Source organism: Methylomonas sp. 11b (assembly GCF_000515215.1).
Taxonomy (GTDB): domain Bacteria; phylum Pseudomonadota; class Gammaproteobacteria; order Methylococcales; family Methylomonadaceae; genus Methylomonas.
Window position 1 is genome coordinate 1,160,961 of record NZ_KI911557.1, and the last position, 18,753, is coordinate 1,179,713.

The 18,753-nt window shown below is 44.3% G+C and carries 16 protein-coding genes; 15 read left to right on the forward strand and 1 reads right to left on the reverse strand.

The window, feature by feature from the left end:
• Window positions 1–86: 86 nt before the first annotated feature.
• From METH11B_RS0105410 to METH11B_RS0105475, 14 genes are all read left to right on the forward strand, one after another.
• On the forward strand, window positions 87–1,325 hold the full coding sequence (locus tag METH11B_RS0105410) for a hypothetical protein (protein ID WP_026601147.1): 1,239 nt from the start codon (window positions 87–89) through the stop codon (window positions 1,323–1,325).
• A 37-nt stretch (window positions 1,326–1,362) separates the two neighbouring features.
• On the forward strand, window positions 1,363–2,316 hold the full coding sequence (locus tag METH11B_RS0105415; protein ID WP_026601148.1) for a glycosyltransferase family 2 protein: 954 nt from the start codon (window positions 1,363–1,365) through the stop codon (window positions 2,314–2,316).
• A gap of 56 nt (window positions 2,317–2,372) precedes the next feature.
• A complete protein-coding gene (locus METH11B_RS26235) occupies window positions 2,373–3,596 on the forward strand; it encodes a glycosyltransferase family 4 protein (protein WP_036275621.1) in 1,224 nt (407 codons plus the stop codon).
• Between the two features lie 20 nt (window positions 3,597–3,616).
• Window positions 3,617–4,189, forward strand: a complete 573-nt coding sequence (locus tag METH11B_RS0105425) for a tetratricopeptide repeat protein (RefSeq protein WP_026601150.1) — start codon at window positions 3,617–3,619, stop codon at window positions 4,187–4,189.
• A gap of 63 nt (window positions 4,190–4,252) precedes the next feature.
• Window positions 4,253–5,071, forward strand: a complete 819-nt coding sequence (locus tag METH11B_RS0105430) for an ABC transporter permease (protein ID WP_026601151.1) — start codon at window positions 4,253–4,255, stop codon at window positions 5,069–5,071.
• A gap of 42 nt (window positions 5,072–5,113) precedes the next feature.
• Window positions 5,114–6,322 (forward strand): ABC transporter ATP-binding protein, encoded by a 1,209-nt coding sequence (locus tag METH11B_RS0105435; protein ID WP_026601152.1) that lies wholly within the window; start codon window positions 5,114–5,116, stop codon window positions 6,320–6,322.
• Window positions 6,323–6,350: 28 nt separating this feature from the next.
• A complete protein-coding gene (locus METH11B_RS0105440; RefSeq protein WP_036275630.1) occupies window positions 6,351–7,352 on the forward strand; it encodes a class I SAM-dependent methyltransferase in 1,002 nt (333 codons plus the stop codon).
• Between the two features lie 5 nt (window positions 7,353–7,357).
• Complete coding sequence (locus tag METH11B_RS0105445) at window positions 7,358–8,383, forward strand: glycosyltransferase family 2 protein (RefSeq protein WP_026601154.1); 1,026 nt, start codon at window positions 7,358–7,360, stop codon at window positions 8,381–8,383.
• A 55-nt stretch (window positions 8,384–8,438) separates the two neighbouring features.
• Window positions 8,439–9,398, forward strand: coding sequence for a glycosyltransferase (locus METH11B_RS0105450; RefSeq protein ID WP_026601155.1), 960 nt, complete (start codon window positions 8,439–8,441; stop codon window positions 9,396–9,398).
• On the forward strand, window positions 9,395–10,789 hold the full coding sequence (locus tag METH11B_RS0105455) for a glycosyltransferase family 4 protein (RefSeq protein WP_026601156.1): 1,395 nt from the start codon (window positions 9,395–9,397) through the stop codon (window positions 10,787–10,789). The genes METH11B_RS0105450 and METH11B_RS0105455 overlap by 4 nt, the downstream gene beginning before the upstream one ends.
• Window positions 10,789–12,882 (forward strand): glycosyltransferase family 2 protein, encoded by a 2,094-nt coding sequence (locus tag METH11B_RS27645; protein WP_081733756.1) that lies wholly within the window; start codon window positions 10,789–10,791, stop codon window positions 12,880–12,882. The genes METH11B_RS0105455 and METH11B_RS27645 overlap by 1 nt, the downstream gene beginning before the upstream one ends.
• Entirely contained in the window at window positions 12,879–14,207 is a 1,329-nt protein-coding gene (locus tag METH11B_RS0105465; RefSeq protein WP_026601158.1) for a glycosyltransferase family 4 protein, read from the forward strand. The genes METH11B_RS27645 and METH11B_RS0105465 overlap by 4 nt, the downstream gene beginning before the upstream one ends.
• Before the next feature lie 72 nt (window positions 14,208–14,279).
• Window positions 14,280–15,236: a glycosyltransferase family 2 protein gene (locus METH11B_RS0105470; RefSeq protein ID WP_026601159.1), complete on the forward strand. Its 957-nt coding sequence runs from the start codon at window positions 14,280–14,282 to the stop codon at window positions 15,234–15,236.
• A gap of 87 nt (window positions 15,237–15,323) precedes the next feature.
• Entirely contained in the window at window positions 15,324–16,196 is an 873-nt protein-coding gene (locus METH11B_RS0105475; protein WP_026601160.1) for an FAD:protein FMN transferase, read from the forward strand.
• Window positions 16,197–16,699: 503 nt separating this feature from the next.
• Here the strand turns inward: METH11B_RS0105475 and METH11B_RS0105480 are convergent.
• Window positions 16,700–17,677, reverse strand: coding sequence for a malate dehydrogenase (locus METH11B_RS0105480; RefSeq protein ID WP_020482279.1), 978 nt, complete (start codon window positions 17,675–17,677; stop codon window positions 16,700–16,702).
• A gap of 206 nt (window positions 17,678–17,883) precedes the next feature.
• Between METH11B_RS0105480 and METH11B_RS0105485 the strand changes: the two genes are divergently transcribed.
• The gene (locus METH11B_RS0105485; protein ID WP_026601161.1) at window positions 17,884–18,741 is read left to right on the forward strand and encodes an NADP-dependent methylenetetrahydromethanopterin/methylenetetrahydrofolate dehydrogenase; all 858 of its coding nucleotides are present in this window, start codon (window positions 17,884–17,886) and stop codon (window positions 18,739–18,741) included.
• The last annotated feature ends 12 nt before the right edge of the window (window positions 18,742–18,753 follow it).

An 18,753-nucleotide genomic window follows, 5' to 3' on the forward strand; every position in this document is an offset into this window, starting at 1 on the left:
AGCTAGTTCGCGAATCTCTGCTACGATGAAAGTTCGGTGCGGTAGTAGACCGAATATTCAGGCTTTTTAATTATTAAACAAAATCTATGGCAGTTCTGTTTTTTTTAGGTTTCTGGCTGGCCTGCCTTACGGCCTTATGGCTGTGGAAAAAAACCCTATTTATCGCTACCTGGCGTGAGCCCTATTTTGCCGATACGCCGGTTTTAATCGAAAGCGACGACTGGGGTCCAGGTGGCGACTTCCACGCAGCACGTTTAACACAGCTTCTCTCCATGCTGGCTCAACACAAAGACTCTGTGAACCGCTCTGCGATACTTACCGCCGATATGGTCTTGGCGGTTCCGGATTTAGCAAAGATCGAATCCACGGGCCAGTACCACAGACGCATGCTGGACAAAGACTTCCCGGCCATTTTTGAAGCCCTACAACAAGGCATACAGCAAGACACTTTAGTGCCGCAACTACATGGAATGGAACATCTAAACGGCAAGGCTTTCGCCGAATTATGCCGGCAGCAAGACCCCCGCCTCGCAACCGCCCGTGCAAGCAAGGATTGGTGGGACTGGGAAAAACTGGATTCGCCGCTACAAGGCCATTATGTAGATGGAAGCAATTTACCGACCAAAGCCATTAACGCTAAGGATGCCAATTCACTGGTCGCCAATGCCATGCAATGTTTTACCAGCATGTTCGGCTATCCCAGCCTCAGCACGGTCGCCCCGTGCTATTTATGGAACGATGAGATTGAACAAAGTTGGCAACAGCAAAATATCATCGCCATTCAAACTGCCGGCTACCGCTGTACCGGGCGCGATGAAACCGGACATTATTTTCAGGATCCTCCGCTGATTCGGGTCGGCAATACCAATCGTTTGGCACAACTGTACCTGGTTCGTAACGTAATGTACGAACCAGTTGACGGCAAAAACACACCGGCTAGCGCATTTGCCGAAGCTGAAATTGCTTATCGCCAAGCCCTGCCTGTGAGTATTTCCACGCATCGCTACAATTACACGCGATCAGAGGACGAATGCCAACAGGCTATAGGTGGATTAGACCATCTTTTAGGGCAAATCAGGGCGAATTTGCCTAACGTTCGCTTCTTGGCGTCCCCAGAACTTGGCGAATTCTTGCAAAATAAAACCGACAATATCGTTAATCGTTTCAATCAGCGTCAATGGCCAACAATTAGGTTAGCGGCTACTTACCGTAAAACCGGTGCATTTCTATACCGTCTATACTATAGACATAGAAAATTAGCGCTGATCGGTTATTGCACCGGATTAATTGTACCGGCGTGGTTGATTTGCAAAACCAGTTCATAATAATTCTAAAGTATCGAAAATTTTTGATTAGCCCAAAATGAAAATCAGCGCCGTCATTCCAGCGTATAACAGCGCGAAATTCATTCGTGCCGCCATCAACAGCATTCAGGCGCAAACCAGCAAAGTTGACGAAATCATCGTGGTGGATGATGGCTCAACGGACAACACCGAACAAGTCGTTGAGGAGTTTGCCAATGCCGTCATTTATCACAAACAAGCCAATCAAGGCCCGTCCGCCGCGCGCAATAAAGGCATAGAATTGGCTAGCGGTGACTGGATTGCATTCCTGGATGCCGATGATCAATGGACAGTGGACAAAACCACCAAGCAAATCCAAGCACTGCAACGTAATCCGGAACTCCACCTGATTGCCGGCGATATGACGGAAATCGACAACGACGACCAACTGCTAACCCAATCGGTGTTAGCCAAACATCAAATGCTGGAAAATTTCCAACATCTGGCCGGAAAGCCAGTTCCCAACGCCCTTGCCGCTCTAATGAAGAAAAACTTTATACCGACGGGTACCGTTTTGGTGAAGCGCCAAACCTTGCTTGAAGCAGGCATGTTCAATACCGAGATTCGCTATGGCGAGGACTTGGAATTGTGGGCAAAAATTGCCACGTTTCACCCAGTAACCTGCCTTCCCGACATTTTGATGTTGCGCCGTCAGCACGGCGACAATGCCACCCAAGCCAGCGAACGTATGTTAGTCGACTTGACCAAGGTCACGGAGTCTATTCGGAACTTTGCCTCACCCCAGCTAATTGCCCAAGGCGTTTCGCCAAATAGTTTAGTGGCGGAAGCGCAATGGACGCTTGGCTACTGGTATTTTAGCGGCGGCAATAATGCCAAAGCCAGAGAGGCATTTAAAAGAGGCCTTTCCCAAAATTTGACACTTAACAATCTACTCTATCTGATCGTCAGCATCTTGCCAGCCAGCTTAATTAATGCGTTACGTGTCACTAAACAAAAATTCGCAAAATCCTGAGTATATGAGAATATTCCCTAACGCTTTCTACGCTGATGTTGCCAAATTCTGATTCCATGCCGACCAATAACCTCCCAAAAAGAATTATCTATGTCGAGAACGGAATTGGTTATGGTGGCGCCATTATCTGTTTGAGGCATTTAGTCAGAAATCTTGATCGGGGCCGCTTTCTACCTCTTGTAATTACAGGACGCAACGGTCCGCAATATCAGGAGATTGCCGATGAAGCCTTATGGAAACACATCCCGGACCGTCATATAGACATCGTGGCGTGGCGTACAAAAGCCGAATCGGCACAATGGTTAAACAAAGTCCCACTACTTAGGTTTTGCGTTAATCAGCTAATAGCCAGAAGCGACGACTTATTTAATTTTTTACCGTTTTTTCTCCACTTGCTTTGGACTGCATGGCGGTTCAAAGCCGACCTAATACATGCCAACAACGAGCCACTTTGTAACAGAGCAGCACTATTGGTATCCAAGATTTTGCGCATCCCCAGTATTTGCCACGTCCGTGGTAACCCTGACGGACCGCATTCGGCGCGTTGGGCTTATTCCCTACCCGATCATTTTGTGTCCGTCTCCCATTGGGTTGCCGACAGCATGCGTGAAAAATTAGCCGTGCCTGACGAGAAAATTAGCGTGGTCTATGATGGCATCGCTTTGGATAAGCTGAACAACCAAGCAAGCGGCTCGTTATTTAGGCAACGATTCGATTTACCGGAAAATGTGTTTATCGTAGGTTTAGTAGGTTTACTTATTCCTTGGAAAGGGCAGCAACTATTTATTGATGCGGCTAAAATACTGCAAGACAAAATACCCCGTTTAAAAATGCTGATTGTAGGTGGAACGCCAGACGATTGCATCCCTTACGAACAAGAGCTTAGAGAACGTGTGAGACGGGAATCATTGTCGGATACCGTCAACTTTATCGGCCACGTCAGTGACATGATAGAAGCCTATAAAGCTCTGGATATTGTGGTCTCAGCATCCACTAGCCCCGAACCGTTGGGCACGGTCGTCATCGAAGCGATGGCGTTAGGCCGGCCTTTAATCGTACCAAACCATGGCGGTGGCGCTGAAATGGTTGAAGACAATCAAACCGGACTGCTGTTTAACAGCGGTGACGCGGAGAGTTTGGCAGCCTCTATCCTTAAGTTTTACCGATCCAGCGAGTTGATGAATCTGTTAGCCAGTAATGCCCGGACCAAAGCATTAGCAACTTTCGACGTCCGGCAGCACACAGAAGCGATACAAACCATCTATCAAAAGTATTTATAAAACAGCATTCAAGCAAATTCATGCGCGAGAAAAAAATCAGATTACTTACATTGCTATTTATTGCCTGTATCCGGAATGCGGCAGCCGACTACCCGAAAACCGACGCCGATTATGCATTCCTGCCACCGTACTGCAAGGCGCGCGCATCCGATCAAAAATCGCCTGACTACCAAAGCTGGAACCGAAAGCTCGGAGACGACTTTATTCATATCCACCACTATTGCGCAGGCTTACACACCATGAATTTAGCGTTCAGAACCCATGACGAAGCTGAAAAACAGTCTAAATACCGCATGGCAGTAGGAGATCTTCTATACGTACCGGATCACGCCTCGCCTACTTTTAAGTTAATGCCAAAAATATTTTACGATGTCGGTCAAGCCTACCAATTCATGGGAGAAATCGATGAAGCAATTGCGGCCAACTTAAAGAGTATTTCGCTTGATAAAAACAACTCTTTTCCTTACGCCGCCTTGAGTAGTTTGTATCAAAGAAAAAATATGAAAGCAGAAGCTAAAAGCATTTTAGAAAAAGGTTTGGAACACAACCCCAACTCAAAAATCTTGCTTAAACGCATGAAGAATTTCAAATAATCCCCATCTCTAATTAAAAGCTTAACCGCTACCGATTGGATTATTCAGTTAAAATAAATACCCATGTTACGAATCGCGAAAAATTTATACACCTACAGAGAGCTGATAGCCGCACTCACCTGGAAAAACATCGTTATCCGCTATAAACAAGCATACCTCGGAATTTTATGGGCTGTATTAAAGCCTATTATGCTAATGCTGGTCTTTACGTTGGTTAAAGGTTTTGTGGGCATAGAAACCGGTGGGTTACCTTATCCGCTTATTACGTTTGCGGCACTAATACCTTGGGTATTTTTTCAGGAATCGGTTTCTGAAGGAGTCAATAGCGTCACTTCTAATGCCAATTTGATCAAGAAAATATATTTCCCGCGCGAAGTTTTTCCGTTAACCGCGATGGTTACCAAACTGGTGGAATTAGTTATCAGTTTTGCGATTTTGGCTGTCATGATGATTTATTATCATGTGATGCCCACTTTGCATGCGGCCTGGATACCTGTTTTCGTGCTGTACACCATGATAGTCGCCTTAACAATCAGCTTCTTTGGCGCAGCGATGAATGTATACTACCGCGATATAGCTCAAGCAATACCAATAGCATTATCTTTATTGATGTATGGTTCCCCAGTCATATATCCGTTGAGCTTGGTGCAAAAGAAATTAGTTATAGAACAAGCAGCGGGCGCGTGGTCCAATGATCTGTATTTTTTATACACACTTAATCCTTTAGTGGGCATTATAGATGGATTTCAAAGTGTTTTAATTAGGGCAACCGAGCCCGATTTAAATGTAATTTATCCCGGATTAATTTTGATTTTGGTAATACTGCCGTTCAGCTATTGGTTCTTTAAGCGCGCGGAAAGTTGGTTCGCCGATGTCATATAATATTCGGCAAAAACTTCAAAATTACATTATTAATTAACATATATGGCCATCATAGAAGTCAACCACCTTACCAAAGAATATCAACTCGGTCATCTCATCAGTTTGAAGGAAACAGCTTTAAACGCCTTAAGAAGAATCACCTTCCAACCGGTTAAAGAACGTGAGCTTTTTAAAGCACTTGACGACATCAATTTTCATATCGACGAAGGAGAAGTCGTTGGCATTATCGGCCATAACGGCGCAGGTAAAAGCACCCTACTCAAACACTTGGCCAATATCAGTAACCCAACCAAAGGCGAAGTCATTGTGCGCGGCAGCGTGGCTCCTCTGATCGAAGTGGGTGCAGGCGTGAATCCGGAACTGACGGGACGGGAAAATATTTATCTTAACGGCGCGATCCTAGGCATTCCAAAAAAAATCATCCAAAAGAAATTGGATGAAATCATTGATTTCTCGGAATTGGAACAGTTTATAGATACACCGGTAAAGCGTTATAGCTCCGGGATGACGGTAAAGCTGGGGTTTTCGATAGCCACTACGATGGATGCAGATATATTAATCGTAGATGAGGTGCTAGCGGTTGGTGACTTAGCCTTTCAACGGAAGTGTTTTGATCGAATGGAAGACTTAATAAAACGTCAGAAAAAAACAGTTTTATTAGTCTCACACAACATCCGTCAAATCCAACGACTGTGTAATAGAGTATTGATGCTGGACCACGGCAGAATTGATAAAGAAGGAAACCCTCAAGAAGTTTGCGACTACTTTTATCAAAAAAATGATGAAAAAATAAAAGAAAACATTGATACAAATAAAAAACAAATAGAGAGCAGCGGGGAGGTTTTATTATCTGAAATTTGTTTCGTGGATGCCAACAATTCAATAACTGATTCATTAATATATAATGAGGCACATACCGTACTGTTCACAATTAACGTATTACATGATCTTTATGATGTCACTTTTGGCTTTGGTTTCCATACAACAGACTTTATTTATTTAACCACCCACAACAGCGAAGAACAGTTAAATATTCCTTACCTAAAAATGGGTCAGCACATTATCCGATGTAAAATTAAAAATGTGCCTCTACTTCCAGGAGTGTACTCGATCCGCTTCGGTATAACGTCAGGAGAAGGTGTTAGAACCGTGTTTTATGGCGAGAACCTTAAGCATTTTCAAATAGAAGGCATAGTACCCATAACCATTAAAGATGGATTTATTGCACTTGATGCAGCATGGGAACTTTAAAAATCCACTATCACATAAGACCTTTATAATGAAAAAAAAGCTTTCTTGTCGCATATGCAACTCAACTGAAAATCATGAGGTTTTTATCGGACGAGAAATGATGTTCGGGACTCGAGAAGAATTTGAATATTTCCAATGCGCAGATTGCAAATGCTTGCAAATAACTACCATTCCCGACAATTTAGGTCTATTCTACCCTGAAGAATATTATTCTTTTTTTACTTCACCCAAAAATCAGAAATCCAGATTAATTAGACTCCTCATAAAACAAAGATTTAGAAATGCAATATTTGACAAGGGTTATAAAGTCAATAAAATATTATCGAAATTTGTGAGCATGCCAGACTTACGCATAGACGAAGTATTACCAATTTCTGTAATATTACGTACTTCAGGCATTTCAAACTTTAACGCTAGATTCTTAGATGTAGGCTGTGGCAGTTGGTCTATATGGCTCGAAATGCTATACACTGCGGGCTTTAAAAATCTTTACGGTGTAGATCCTTTTATAAAAAAATGTATAAACCTCAATGGAATAACCATATTAAATACCGAACTTAAAGATATTCAAGGTTATTTTGATTTGATTACGATGCATCATTCGCTTGAACACATACCCAATCAGCGAGAGACGTTAGAACATGCCGCGAATTTACTTACTCCGAATGGCGTAATTCTAATTAGAATACCTACAGTATCATCTTTTGCTTGGCAACACTATAAGACCAACTGGGTCGAGATGGATCCTCCTCGTCATTTATACCTTCATTCAAAAAAAAGTGTTGAATTGTTAGGCGCACAAGCAGGATTACAGCTATATGAAACCATATCCGATAGTCTTGACTTTGAACTTTATGGTAGCGAGCAATACTGTCGAGATATACCTCTGACAGATAAAAAATCATATTGGTCAAACCGTAATAGTACGATTTTCACTTCAAAGGAGCTATTAGATTTCAAGGATATGGCTAGAAACATAAACGCCAATAACACAGCAGGTAGAATGTGTTTTTTCTTTAAGAAGCGCTAAAAAGCATGCCAAAAATAAGTGTTTGTATCCCTACATTCAATGGGGAACGTTATTTAAAAGAAACTTTATCTAGCGTACTAGCCCAAACTTATAAGGACTTTGAAGTGATCGTTGTCGATGATCACTCTAATGATAGTACTTGCAACATTGTAAACAAATTTGTAGCTATCGACTCCCGCGTATTTTTGTATGTTAACGAAAAAAACCAGGGACTGGTAGGAAACTGGAATAGATGTGTCGATATTGCCAAAGGAGAATGGATAAAATTTGTATTCCAAGATGATTTACTTCATCCAGATTGTATCGGAAAAATGATGGCGCATGCCAACAAGTCAAATCAATTCATAGTTTGTCAAAGAGACGTAATATATAATGATTACGATAAAAATAGCTCTAACCTTGCACAGACTATAAATGAACTGCCTTATCTTAAATCCATATTCCCAAACGGCGGATATATAAATCCAGAGACAATCAGGAAGACATCATTGGAATATCCGGATAAAAACTACTTTGGTGAACCAACGGCAACGCTACTCCATCGAGATTTATTTTCAAAATATGGAAAATTTAATCCATTGCTTGCACAATTATGTGATTACGAGTACTGGATACGTGTTGCTAGTAACGAGGGTTTGTTTATTGTTCCCCAGATATTGGCTAGTTTCCGCGTACATAATGACAGCACAACGTCAAAGAACAATGATAACAAATTATTTATCATGGAGTACCTAGATAGATTAGCCGTACGTTACGAAATTTTATTTAATCAACACTTTTCTGGACTTAGGCACCAAGCCAAAAAGTCCAAACCTCAAATTAATTTAAGGAAAGAATTTTACAATCTTATGATCGAAGCGGAATGGTTTGCCAAAGAATTCTCTAACTCTAAAATGGACTTATCATACCCCCTATTAAAAGAGCTTGAGTTTTTCATTTATCAACATCCAAACTTATATAAAACTTTGTTTTTCTGGCGTCGGAAGACATATAAATGGTTGGAAAAGAACGTGTTGTGGCGACTTAGATAAGCTCTTTAAAATATAAATATTTTTTCAAAAATACCTCAAGACATTATAATCTCGTATGAAAACTCAAAGTCCATTAGCGAGTGTTATTTTACCCGTATACAACGGAAAAAAATTCATACGTGACGCAGTTCACTCCATATTAACGCAGAGTCATATTAATTTAGAATTACTAATCGTAGATGACGGTTCTACCGATGAAAGTACTAGTATAATTAAAGAGCTTTCAGAAAAAGACAACAGAATTCGTTTTTTTCAGCAAAAAAACAGCGGAGTCGCTGGAGCGCGCAACCTAGCCTTGCGGGAGGCAAAAGGCGAATACATCGGATTTATTGACCAAGATGATATATGGCTAACCGATAAGCTTGAATCCCAAATCACTTATTTTAAGCAAAACCCTGAAGCTGTTTTCCTCCACGGCAATATTGAATATATTGACGACCAGCTTACCCCGCTTGATAAAAGTCTCTATCCCTGGGAAACCAATGCATCTGGTCATTGTTTTGAACGCTTGTTCGTTTGGAATGCTATTGCTATTCAGACTGTTTGTTTTAAACGAAAATGCATGGAAACGGTTGGTTTTTTACGAGAGGAAGTGCCAGGTGTTGACGATTACGACTACTGGCTTAGGTTTTCGCGCTTTTTTCCTATAGATTATCTTGATAAAACTTTCGCTCTTTATCGTTTTCATGGTGAAAATGAAAGCCATAAGTGGCACTTGCAAGATATAAAACGGGCAAAGGTTTTGGAAGGTATTTTGCAGGATTTTCCAGACATTTATCTAGAAATTGGAAAAACTAGAGTCAACAATCAACTTTCGGCGCTTTATCGAGAAATAGCTATTGAATTTATCAGAAAAAACAACAACAAGGAAGCCCGCACCTATTCGTTTAAAGCTTTTGTTAAAGCCCCCTTCAAATTTGAGAATATTTTTACTCTTTTAATGAGCCTCATACCAAATCAGGTTTTATCGTCTTTACGTTGGTATATTTCCAAAATCAATCCGCCACCAAAATGATTATCAAGCATCAAGTGCAAAAGGTTTTGTTTATTCAGCATGGTGCTACCGTGATGGGGGGCGTCGAGCGCTTGTTATTGCAGATAACGGACTCCTATCGAACAAAAGGCATACAATCAATCGTTGTATTGCCGGAGCAAGGAGAATTAGTTACCCGGTTAAATGCCATAGGCATAGAAACTAGAATTGTGCCGGCCGTTCTATTTCCGGGTGAATACGAACTTGGCATTAATCAATACCTTTCAGGGATCATTGAAAGATCGCAACAAATTTTGCAGATTATCAAGGACGAAGATATTGACATAGTTCACACCCATACAGTCTATCCGTTTGACGGCGCGCTTGCAGCCCATAAAGCCAATATTCCTCATATATGGCACGTACATAGTAATTTTGATATAGACACAACCCCAACGCTATTAAAAGCTTTCCCTCTATCGAACGAGAATGTAATATCTCTTTATGCCAATCTATGCGATACATTGGTCGGAGTGAGCAGTCGTACCTTAAAATTTTTTGAAAAAAGCAAGGACCTCCCTGCTAGAGTCATTTTGAACGCTCTTAATGTCCATGACTTTGATTGTAAAGCTGCAGAAAACCCAGACTCAGATTTGCGCGATATATTAAATATTTCGGAAAATTCCCGCTTGGTTGGTTTTGTTGGCAGAATATGCGAGCAAAAAGATCCTTTAACATTTTTATACGCAGCCAGAATAATTTCTGAAAAATTCCCGCACGTCCATTTTGTAATGATCGGACCTCCTGACGATCATGCATTAACAACCAAATTAAAGGAGACGATTTCAAGTGCCCCCTGTGCCAATCATTTTCATATACTTGGTGAACGGGAAGATATTCCTGCGTTACTGCCACAATTGGACGTAATACTCATCACGTCTATTTTTGAAGGATTGGCGGGTATTTGTCTTGAAGCATTGGCTGCACGTTGCCCCACAGTTTCCACACGATGTGGTGGCTCGGAAGATGTCATTACTGATGGCTTCAATGGGTTTCTAGTAGATATTGGTGATTATCGAGGAATTGCACAGAAAGCAATTGCTATTTTAGAAAATGAAGAGCTATCTAACAATCTAAAAGCTGCTGGTAGAAAGCGAGTTGAAGAAGACTTTTCTTGGGATAGATTTATCGACCAATTTATCGAACTGTACTCTGAATTACAAGAAAGACATCATGACATAGTTAAAACCAACCCAGCTTTGGAATTATGTTTCCATCTTATTGCCAGAAATGCCTCATTAGCACTAAAACTTGATAACCATAATAATAGGATTTCAGAACTTGAAGGATTCTTTAATAGATTGCAAGTTACGACCATCTACCGAGCTATAAAATATATTTATAAAATTCTTGGTGGAAATACTCGATCATAATGGCAAAGGTAGTTGGTGATAACGCTAATATGGCACAATCTTTAGCTCCCTCACCTGTTATCAGCGCGATTATGGCTGTTTACAATACCGAACGGTATTTAACCGAGGCTATTCAAAGCATTCTGTCGCAATCTTTTACGGATTTTGAATTGGTAATTGTCGATGATGGCAGCACCGACGGCAGCCCGGAGATTTTGAGAAATCTCGCCCAACAAGATTCTCGCATCAAACTCATCACTCAAGTCAATGCCGGCATAGGCGCTGCAACACAAAGAGGAATTGTCGAAAGCCAGGGCGAATATATCGCCATTATGGACTCGGACGATATTTCCCTCCCTGATCGACTAAAGCTACAGAAACAGTTCCTCGATCAGCATCCGGACATCGACGCGGTCGGTAGCCAATGGCGAATGTTGCACGCCGACGGTCGAGATATCGGCATCGATACGCACCCGACTGACTCGGAGAGAATTTCGGTGTTGATGTACGCTTTTTTTTCGCTGCATCATCCAACCACGATGATTAGACGACACGCATTGGAAAAAGTGGGCGGATACTCCGTAGACCGCAGTTGCCTGGTGCCTGACTACGACTTATTTATGCGCATGCAATTGGCGGGATGCCGGTTCGCCAATCTGCCGGAAATTTTGTTCATCTGGCGCTTAAATCCGGCCAGCACCACGCACCACAAAGCATGCGCCCAAGCCGCCTCGGTTGCCGATGTTCGAGATACAGGGTTTAAACAACTGCTATTGAACGATCCTCAGCGGGCTGAGACCATAGCAAAATCGATTGTTCAGTCTTTTCCAACCGGCACATGGCAAGACGAGAGAATCAGACAACTACTGCCCGAGCGCGAACCGTCTTTGTTGTATCGCACCTGGCTAAATCTCCCCGACGACACCCAAGAAGATCGTTTAAACAAGGCGTTGGTCTTGTGGTTGAAAAAGCCGGATCAATGTTGTGAATCCTTGCGCGAACAATTGATCGCCAACAATAAGCCTTGGCTGGCGACATTGGTGGACGCATATCGGGGTTACAAGAGGGTAGATCCTGCCCTGTATTGCGATAAACTTGCCATCCGCCCCGACGATCAGATTGCAGTAAGTCTATTTGTCACTTATAGCAGCGCAAACGAAGATTTTAATCAGCGTCTGCACCAAGCGCTCACATTGAAAGCTAAAGCCAAGTTTCCGATTGAAATTATTGTTGTTTCAATCACCCCCGATTGCAGCCTAAAACCTTTTGCTCAGTTACTTTCGATGCATGAATGCATTTTCGATGACGGCGGACTTGCTTGGCATACGGCAATACACACGGCTAGTGGTGCGTATTTCGCGTATCTGGAAGATAACTTTAGATTCAATTTGGATGTACTACTGGAAACTCTGGATAGCCAAATCCAGCATAAAACCCGTATTTCATTTATGGCGGATACCCGGTATTTTACCGACGCATTGGATGAAAATGACCAGCCGGCCCTGGACAATCGATTTCGCCCGGTGTGGACGCGTAGCACTCTGCTGGGAAAAGATCGCGTACGCCTAAGTAATTTCATTCATCACCGCGGCTTGCTAAATAATTTCAATGGCAATTTAAATGAAATTGGATTAGCGGCCGGCAGACTACTGGGTAGATATTTAGCCATTAAAAACGAATTTAATATTATCGATGGAGCTGTTAATTATTTCATCCCCGCAATAGCTTTAAATAGCAACCCATTACCTTTATTTCAACAAACTATTGGCGATTGGTACCTGGATTATGGCATGACAAACTTTCCTGACCTTGTATTCCATGACAATTTGTCAAAGTCTAAAATTGAGCATTATGCTCAAACCCTTTCAACAGCTTGGCTCAACAAAAATTTACATGTATACCCAGGCAATGCATCAACGCTGGAAAGCTTCTACCTCAACCGCGTCAATTTAGCGATCAGAATACCATTATTTAGATACTTACTCGCACACAACAAGAAAACTTATTTACTCACCTTTTGGCGGAACAAGGCTTATCTAAATGCAGCGCTGGCTTTATTTTATTGTGTGTATCAGGCCATAGTCATTCGTTTTTTTTCTCCGCACAAAAAATGAAAACTCTACATATTTTCCATAATAGTGATTTAAAAAACGGGGTTGATAAAACCACCTGTACATTGATGGTTGCATTGAAAAAACTGGGCGTCGAACCTATCGCGGTGGTGCCCAAAGTTGGTAATGTCACTGAATATTTGCAGTCTCAAGCGATTCGTTACTGGCTGGTCCCATATTCCTGCTGCGTAAGCCGAACAGAGCGTGCGCAATTTAAGTTTTACGGAGATTCTTTCTCCCAGTTGGAAAGTTTAATTACGTTGATACGCCAGGAAAATCCCGACATTATTCATATTAACACTGGTCATTTACTACATGCCGGTATTGCCGCCGCGCGTCAAAGAATTCCTGCCATTTGGCATATTCATGCTCCATTTGCGGAAGACTTGTCCCGTTATGAATCCAGCGTTGGCGTCGGCGGCTATATTCACCTATTAAAACAATTGAGCAGCCGCATCATCGGCGTATCCGCGGACGTTGGTAAATCGCTATCGGAACATTTGCCGCCAGACAGAATAAATACCCTCTACAACGGCATCGACATTGAAGAATTGCGTAGTTCTGCCAAGGCATCTTCAACCGATATTCGCGCGGAATTGGGACTTTCCGCAGATGCAAAATTGGTAATCGGCGTGGGTCGCATCTCCGCGCAAAAGGATTTTGCGGCCTTTGCCAGAGTAGCCGCCAAGATCGTTCCGCTTAAATCCGAGTGCTATTTCGTTATCGCCGGCCCAAAACAGGAGACGGAGGCTGTCCGCTTGTTGGAAGACGAATTAGAACGTGGCCAATTAAACAACAAGTTATTTATACTCGGACCGCGAGATGACATTGCCGCCCTGCTGGCACAAAGCTCTATATTTCTCTCCACGGCAATTTTTGAAGGCCAGGGCATTGCCGCGCTGGAGGCAATGGCTTTGGGTACGCCACCCGTAGCGATGGCGTGTTCCGGACTGCGCGAATGCATCGTTAACGGACACGACGGCATTTTGGTAGAACCGGGGGATGAAAGTTCCGCCGCCACAGCCATTTTGCACCTGCTGGACGACCCGAAATTCTCTCGAAAACTCACCGCCAACGCCTGCATCTCTGTGGCTGACAAATTTTCCAGCCACGAATACGCCAAGCAATTTCTGAGCATCGCCAACGCTGCGTTGGCATACGGCCCAGCGGCGATTTCTGATCAAGAACTTGATCTGCTATCGGGATTATTGGGACAAATCAATAATGCCCATCTGCGTTTGCTAGGCTTTGAACAGCAAACCTTAAATCAACGCATAAAAGGCATTCTCTGGGAATGGCGCCAACAGCTAAAGGCAATATTCCAATAAAAGCTCGAATTGCCACAATTTCATTTAAAATGAATTTCGCACAATCAACTGCCTGATTCAGGCGAATCCAGCATGCGACAAACTACTGATATATCTCAAGCTAAACCACTCATTTCCGTGATTATGCCTTGCTATAACTCGGCACATATCATTGAAAAAACCATCGCCAATCTGTATCAACAAACTTTCGACAATTTTGAATTGGTAGTGGTTGACGACGGCTCCTTGGATAACTCGCTAGAGGTTTTGCAGAAAATAACAGAGCTATATAAAAATATAAAAATTATTTCCCAACAGAATAAAGGCCCCGGTCCTGCCCGCAATAGAGGATTAGGAGCCGCATCAGGAGAATTCATCGCCTTTCTGGACTCCGACGACAGTTGGCACCCTGAGTTTCTGGCAAAGCTTCATCATAAACTTAAAGAGAATCCGAATTGCGTGCTGGCATACTGCGGCTGGCAAAATATTGGGCTCAATGCCGAACAATGCCAACCTTATATTCCGCCTGATTATGAAGAAAATGATAAGTTTGCCGTTTTGTTGCACAGTTGCCCTTGGCCAATTCACGCCGCGTTGACGCGCAAATTTGCCATCGATCAAGTTGGAGGTTTTAACGAACACTGGCTAACCGCGGAAGATTTCGATATGTGGATTAGGATTGCAATGTTCGCCAATATTGTCCGCGTTCCTGAAGTACTGGCTTATTATCATCATCAACAAGGCGAACAAATTTCCAGCAACAGACTTAGGGCAATACTAAATCATTGGGGCGTACAAAAAGGCTTACTGCACGACTTTCCAGAAATATCGCAAACCCTGGGTAAAGCTAAAACCGATCTTTTGACAAAAGGCCAGTTATTGCAAAGAGCTTATGAGTTTTATTGGAAAAACGATTTACCTAGCGCGCATCATTTATTTAGAAAAGCCTTGGGGATGGGGTATTTTGGTACGAACGACTTAAAATATATTCTACCCAGCTTACTGCCTCTAACGCTTTACCGGGCTCTAATAAAAAAAATACGGAGTTAAGATCCCATTAGCCAGCGTTGATAACTTTCAAGCCGACAAAGATTAATCTTGAGCCCAACATCCTTATTTCGCTTCCCATTCCAGGCTATGGGTACCCAATGCGAGATCCAATTGATTTCCGCTGAGCATAAACAGGCCAAGCGTATTGCCGATATCGTAATAGCCGACGTGCAACGCTTAGAGGGCTTGTATTCCCGCTATAAACCCGACAGTCTGCTATCAAGGATTAATAAGGCGGCAGCCAAAGGCGGTCACATTACAGTCGATGCCGAAACTGCTGGATTACTGAATTATGCCGCAACCTGTTATCAACAAAGCGACGGCCTGTTCGACATCACTTCCGGAATTTTACGGCAGGCTTGGCGTTTCGAGTCCGGCCAGTTGCCGGATGAACAACTGATTAAAACACTATTGAAAAAAGTCGGATGGCACAAGCTACGCTGGCAGGCACCGCTATTGGAGTTTCCGCTGGCCGGCATGGAGCTGGATTTTGGCGGTATCGTCAAAGAATATGCCGTAGACAGGGCTGCGGTAATTGCGCAGAATGCCGGCGCTCGCCACGGCCTTATCAACCTGGGCGGCGACATCAAACTGATAGGCCCAAGACCGGATGGCGCGGCCTGGCAAGTGGGCATCCATCACCCCCGCCAAAGGCAGGCATTAGCAAGTACTTTGGCACTACATAACGGCGCAGTCGCCAGCAGTGGGGACTATGAGCGTTGCATTATCGTCAACGGCCAGCGCTACGGACACATTCTTAATCCCAAAACAGGCTGGCCGGTTCGGCATTTGGCATCTGTCAGCGTCGTCGGCGAATTCTGCGTAGTGGCCGGCAGCGCGTCAACCATCGCCATGCTCAAGGAAGAACAAGGCCCAAGCTGGCTGGAACAGTTGGAATTGCCGTACTTGTGGATAGACGTACACGGCAATTCCGGAGGCTCGTTAGCCAATCGCATCTAGACAGCAACACGCCGAATTTTTTCCCGTTACCGATGTGGCGCAAACTGAATGCGCCAAAAAATACGGCATATCCCCTGCCATTGCGGCATAAGCCGCAAAACCGGTACTTAGGCATTACTCATACCCTCGACAGGCCCCGCCGAATGTGGATTGATTATTGGCACATCTATTGCTTTATCTAAAAAATAAAGCACTATTTTGTTGCCTGCCCCATCCAAGCAATTTGCGGGGTATCAACTACAGCCCCCAACCCATTCAAGATTTTAAGAACGCGCTAAAAATGCCCTTTCTTTGGATGAGGGATAGAGTGCTTTTACCAGTCGTTAACAAGCTGCCACGGATGGCGGCGCCTTATGAATCGGCAAACCGGGAGACCTAGCGACGCAATTACAAGAAAAAATCAGAAATAAAAATAGCGCGGTAGTTGTTAGCTATACCGCGAGATGGAGAACCCGATAAGCCCAGCCGCGCTGAATCGCTGCTGAGCTCCAGCACTTGGATAATTAGAGTAAATGTTTGATGGCTTGTCGTTCTTCTTTTAACTCTACTTCGTTTTGACGTAATCTTGCCAAGCTGAACTCGTTAAGATCCAAACCCTTTACGATGCCGATTTGTCCATCCACCACCGTTACCGGGAAGGAATAAACCAATCCTTCCTCAACGCCATAGCTACCGTCGGATGCCACCGCCATACTCACCCAGTCTCCCGGATCGGTACCGAAGGCCCAGACCCGCATATGCTCAATCGCCGCATGCGCCGCAGACGCCGCGCTGGACTGGCCGCGTACCTTGATAATTTCAGTACCTCGGTACTGAACAGTGGGGATAAATTCATCAACAAACCAGGATTGCTCAACCAAAGACAACACATCCATGCCCTTGACTTTGGCATGATGTAAATCAGGATATTGAGTGCAGGAATGGTTACCCCAAACCGCCACATTTTTTACGTCCCTGCTCAGCACCCCGCATTTCTCGGCCACCTGGCTTATCGCGCGTTTATGATCGAGCATGGTCATCGCCGTAAAACACTCCGGCGCTAAATCCGGTGCATTGTTGATGGCAATCAGCGCATTGGTATTAGCCGGATTGCCGGTCACTAACACCTTGACATTCCGGCTGGCTACCTCATTCAGCGCCCGGCCTTGGGTGATAAAAATCTGCGCGTTATCCAATAACAAATCGCTACGCAACATCCCTGGTCCGCGCGGTTTTGCACCCACCAAAAATGCATAATCGACGTTATCGAACGCCACTTTCGGATCGTCGGTAATGATGATTTTGTTGATCAACGGAAACGCACAGTCATTCAATTCCATCACCACGCCTTGTAACTGCTTCATAGCCGGTGGAATTTCCAACAGACGCAGCACGATAGGCTGATCAAGTCCCAGCAGTTCCCCGGACGCCAAATGAAATAACAAGGAATAACTAATCTGACCAGCTGCACCTGTTACAGCAATATCAACGGGCGTTTTCATCTGCGTTCCTCTTTAATGATTGGATTCTTCCACACCCGACCCAACGGCAGGCTTTTCCAATATGACATAAAGTTTTTGAGCAAACAATCACTAATTCCAGCTTGCCAAAACCGGTTTGGATTCTGCGGCGAGGTAAATATTATTCTGTATAATGCCGTCGGCTAACCTTCTCCCACCAGGCCACCATTTTTATATCAGGTAGCTTAATGAAAAAATTGTTATTCCAGTTCGACACCGATACCCATCCCTCGGCTTTCGATACCGTAGTCGCTTACGACGGCGGCGCGGACCATGTCATTGGTTACGGCAACATTACCCCCGATAACGTCGGTGGCCTGGTTGACGGCACGATCTTTACTCGCGCACCCAAGGACAAAAAAAATACTGCGATTTTTATCGGCGGCAGCAATATCGAGGCTGGCCAGCGCTTACTGATAGCGGTGCAGAAGCATTTTTTTCCCGGCTTCCAAGTCTCAGTGATGCTGGACAGTAACGGCAGCAATACCACAGCCGCCGCCGCCGTTGCCAAACTGGGCAGCAGCGCTAGCCTGGCCGGCAAAAAAGCCGTGGTTCTGGCCGGCACCGGCCCGGTCGGGCAACGCGCGGCCGCGATGATGGCACTGGAAGGCGCGCAAGTCAGTATCACGTCCCGACACATATTTAACGCGGAAAAAGCCTGCTTCGCGATGAAGGAGCGTTTCGGCGTAGATCTAACACCGGTAGAAGCAGCCGATTACGACAGTCGCGCCGCCGCTATCCAAGACGCCAACATCGTGTTAGCTACCGGTGCTGCCGGCGTCCAATTATTAAAGCCGGAACATTGGCAAAACAATCCGCATCTGCAATTGATGGCAGACGCCAACGCCACGCCGCCGGTCGGAATCGGCGGTACGGATGTACTGGATCGCGGCGAACAGCGGCACGGCAAAATCGTCTGGGGCGCCATCGGCTTCGGCGCGTTAAAACTGGCCTTGCACCGCGCCTGTATCACCAAACTATTTGAAAGCAACAAGCAGGTGTTCGACGCGGAAATTATCTTCGCACTCGCTAAAGCCATGGCTTAAGGTCCTGCCGGA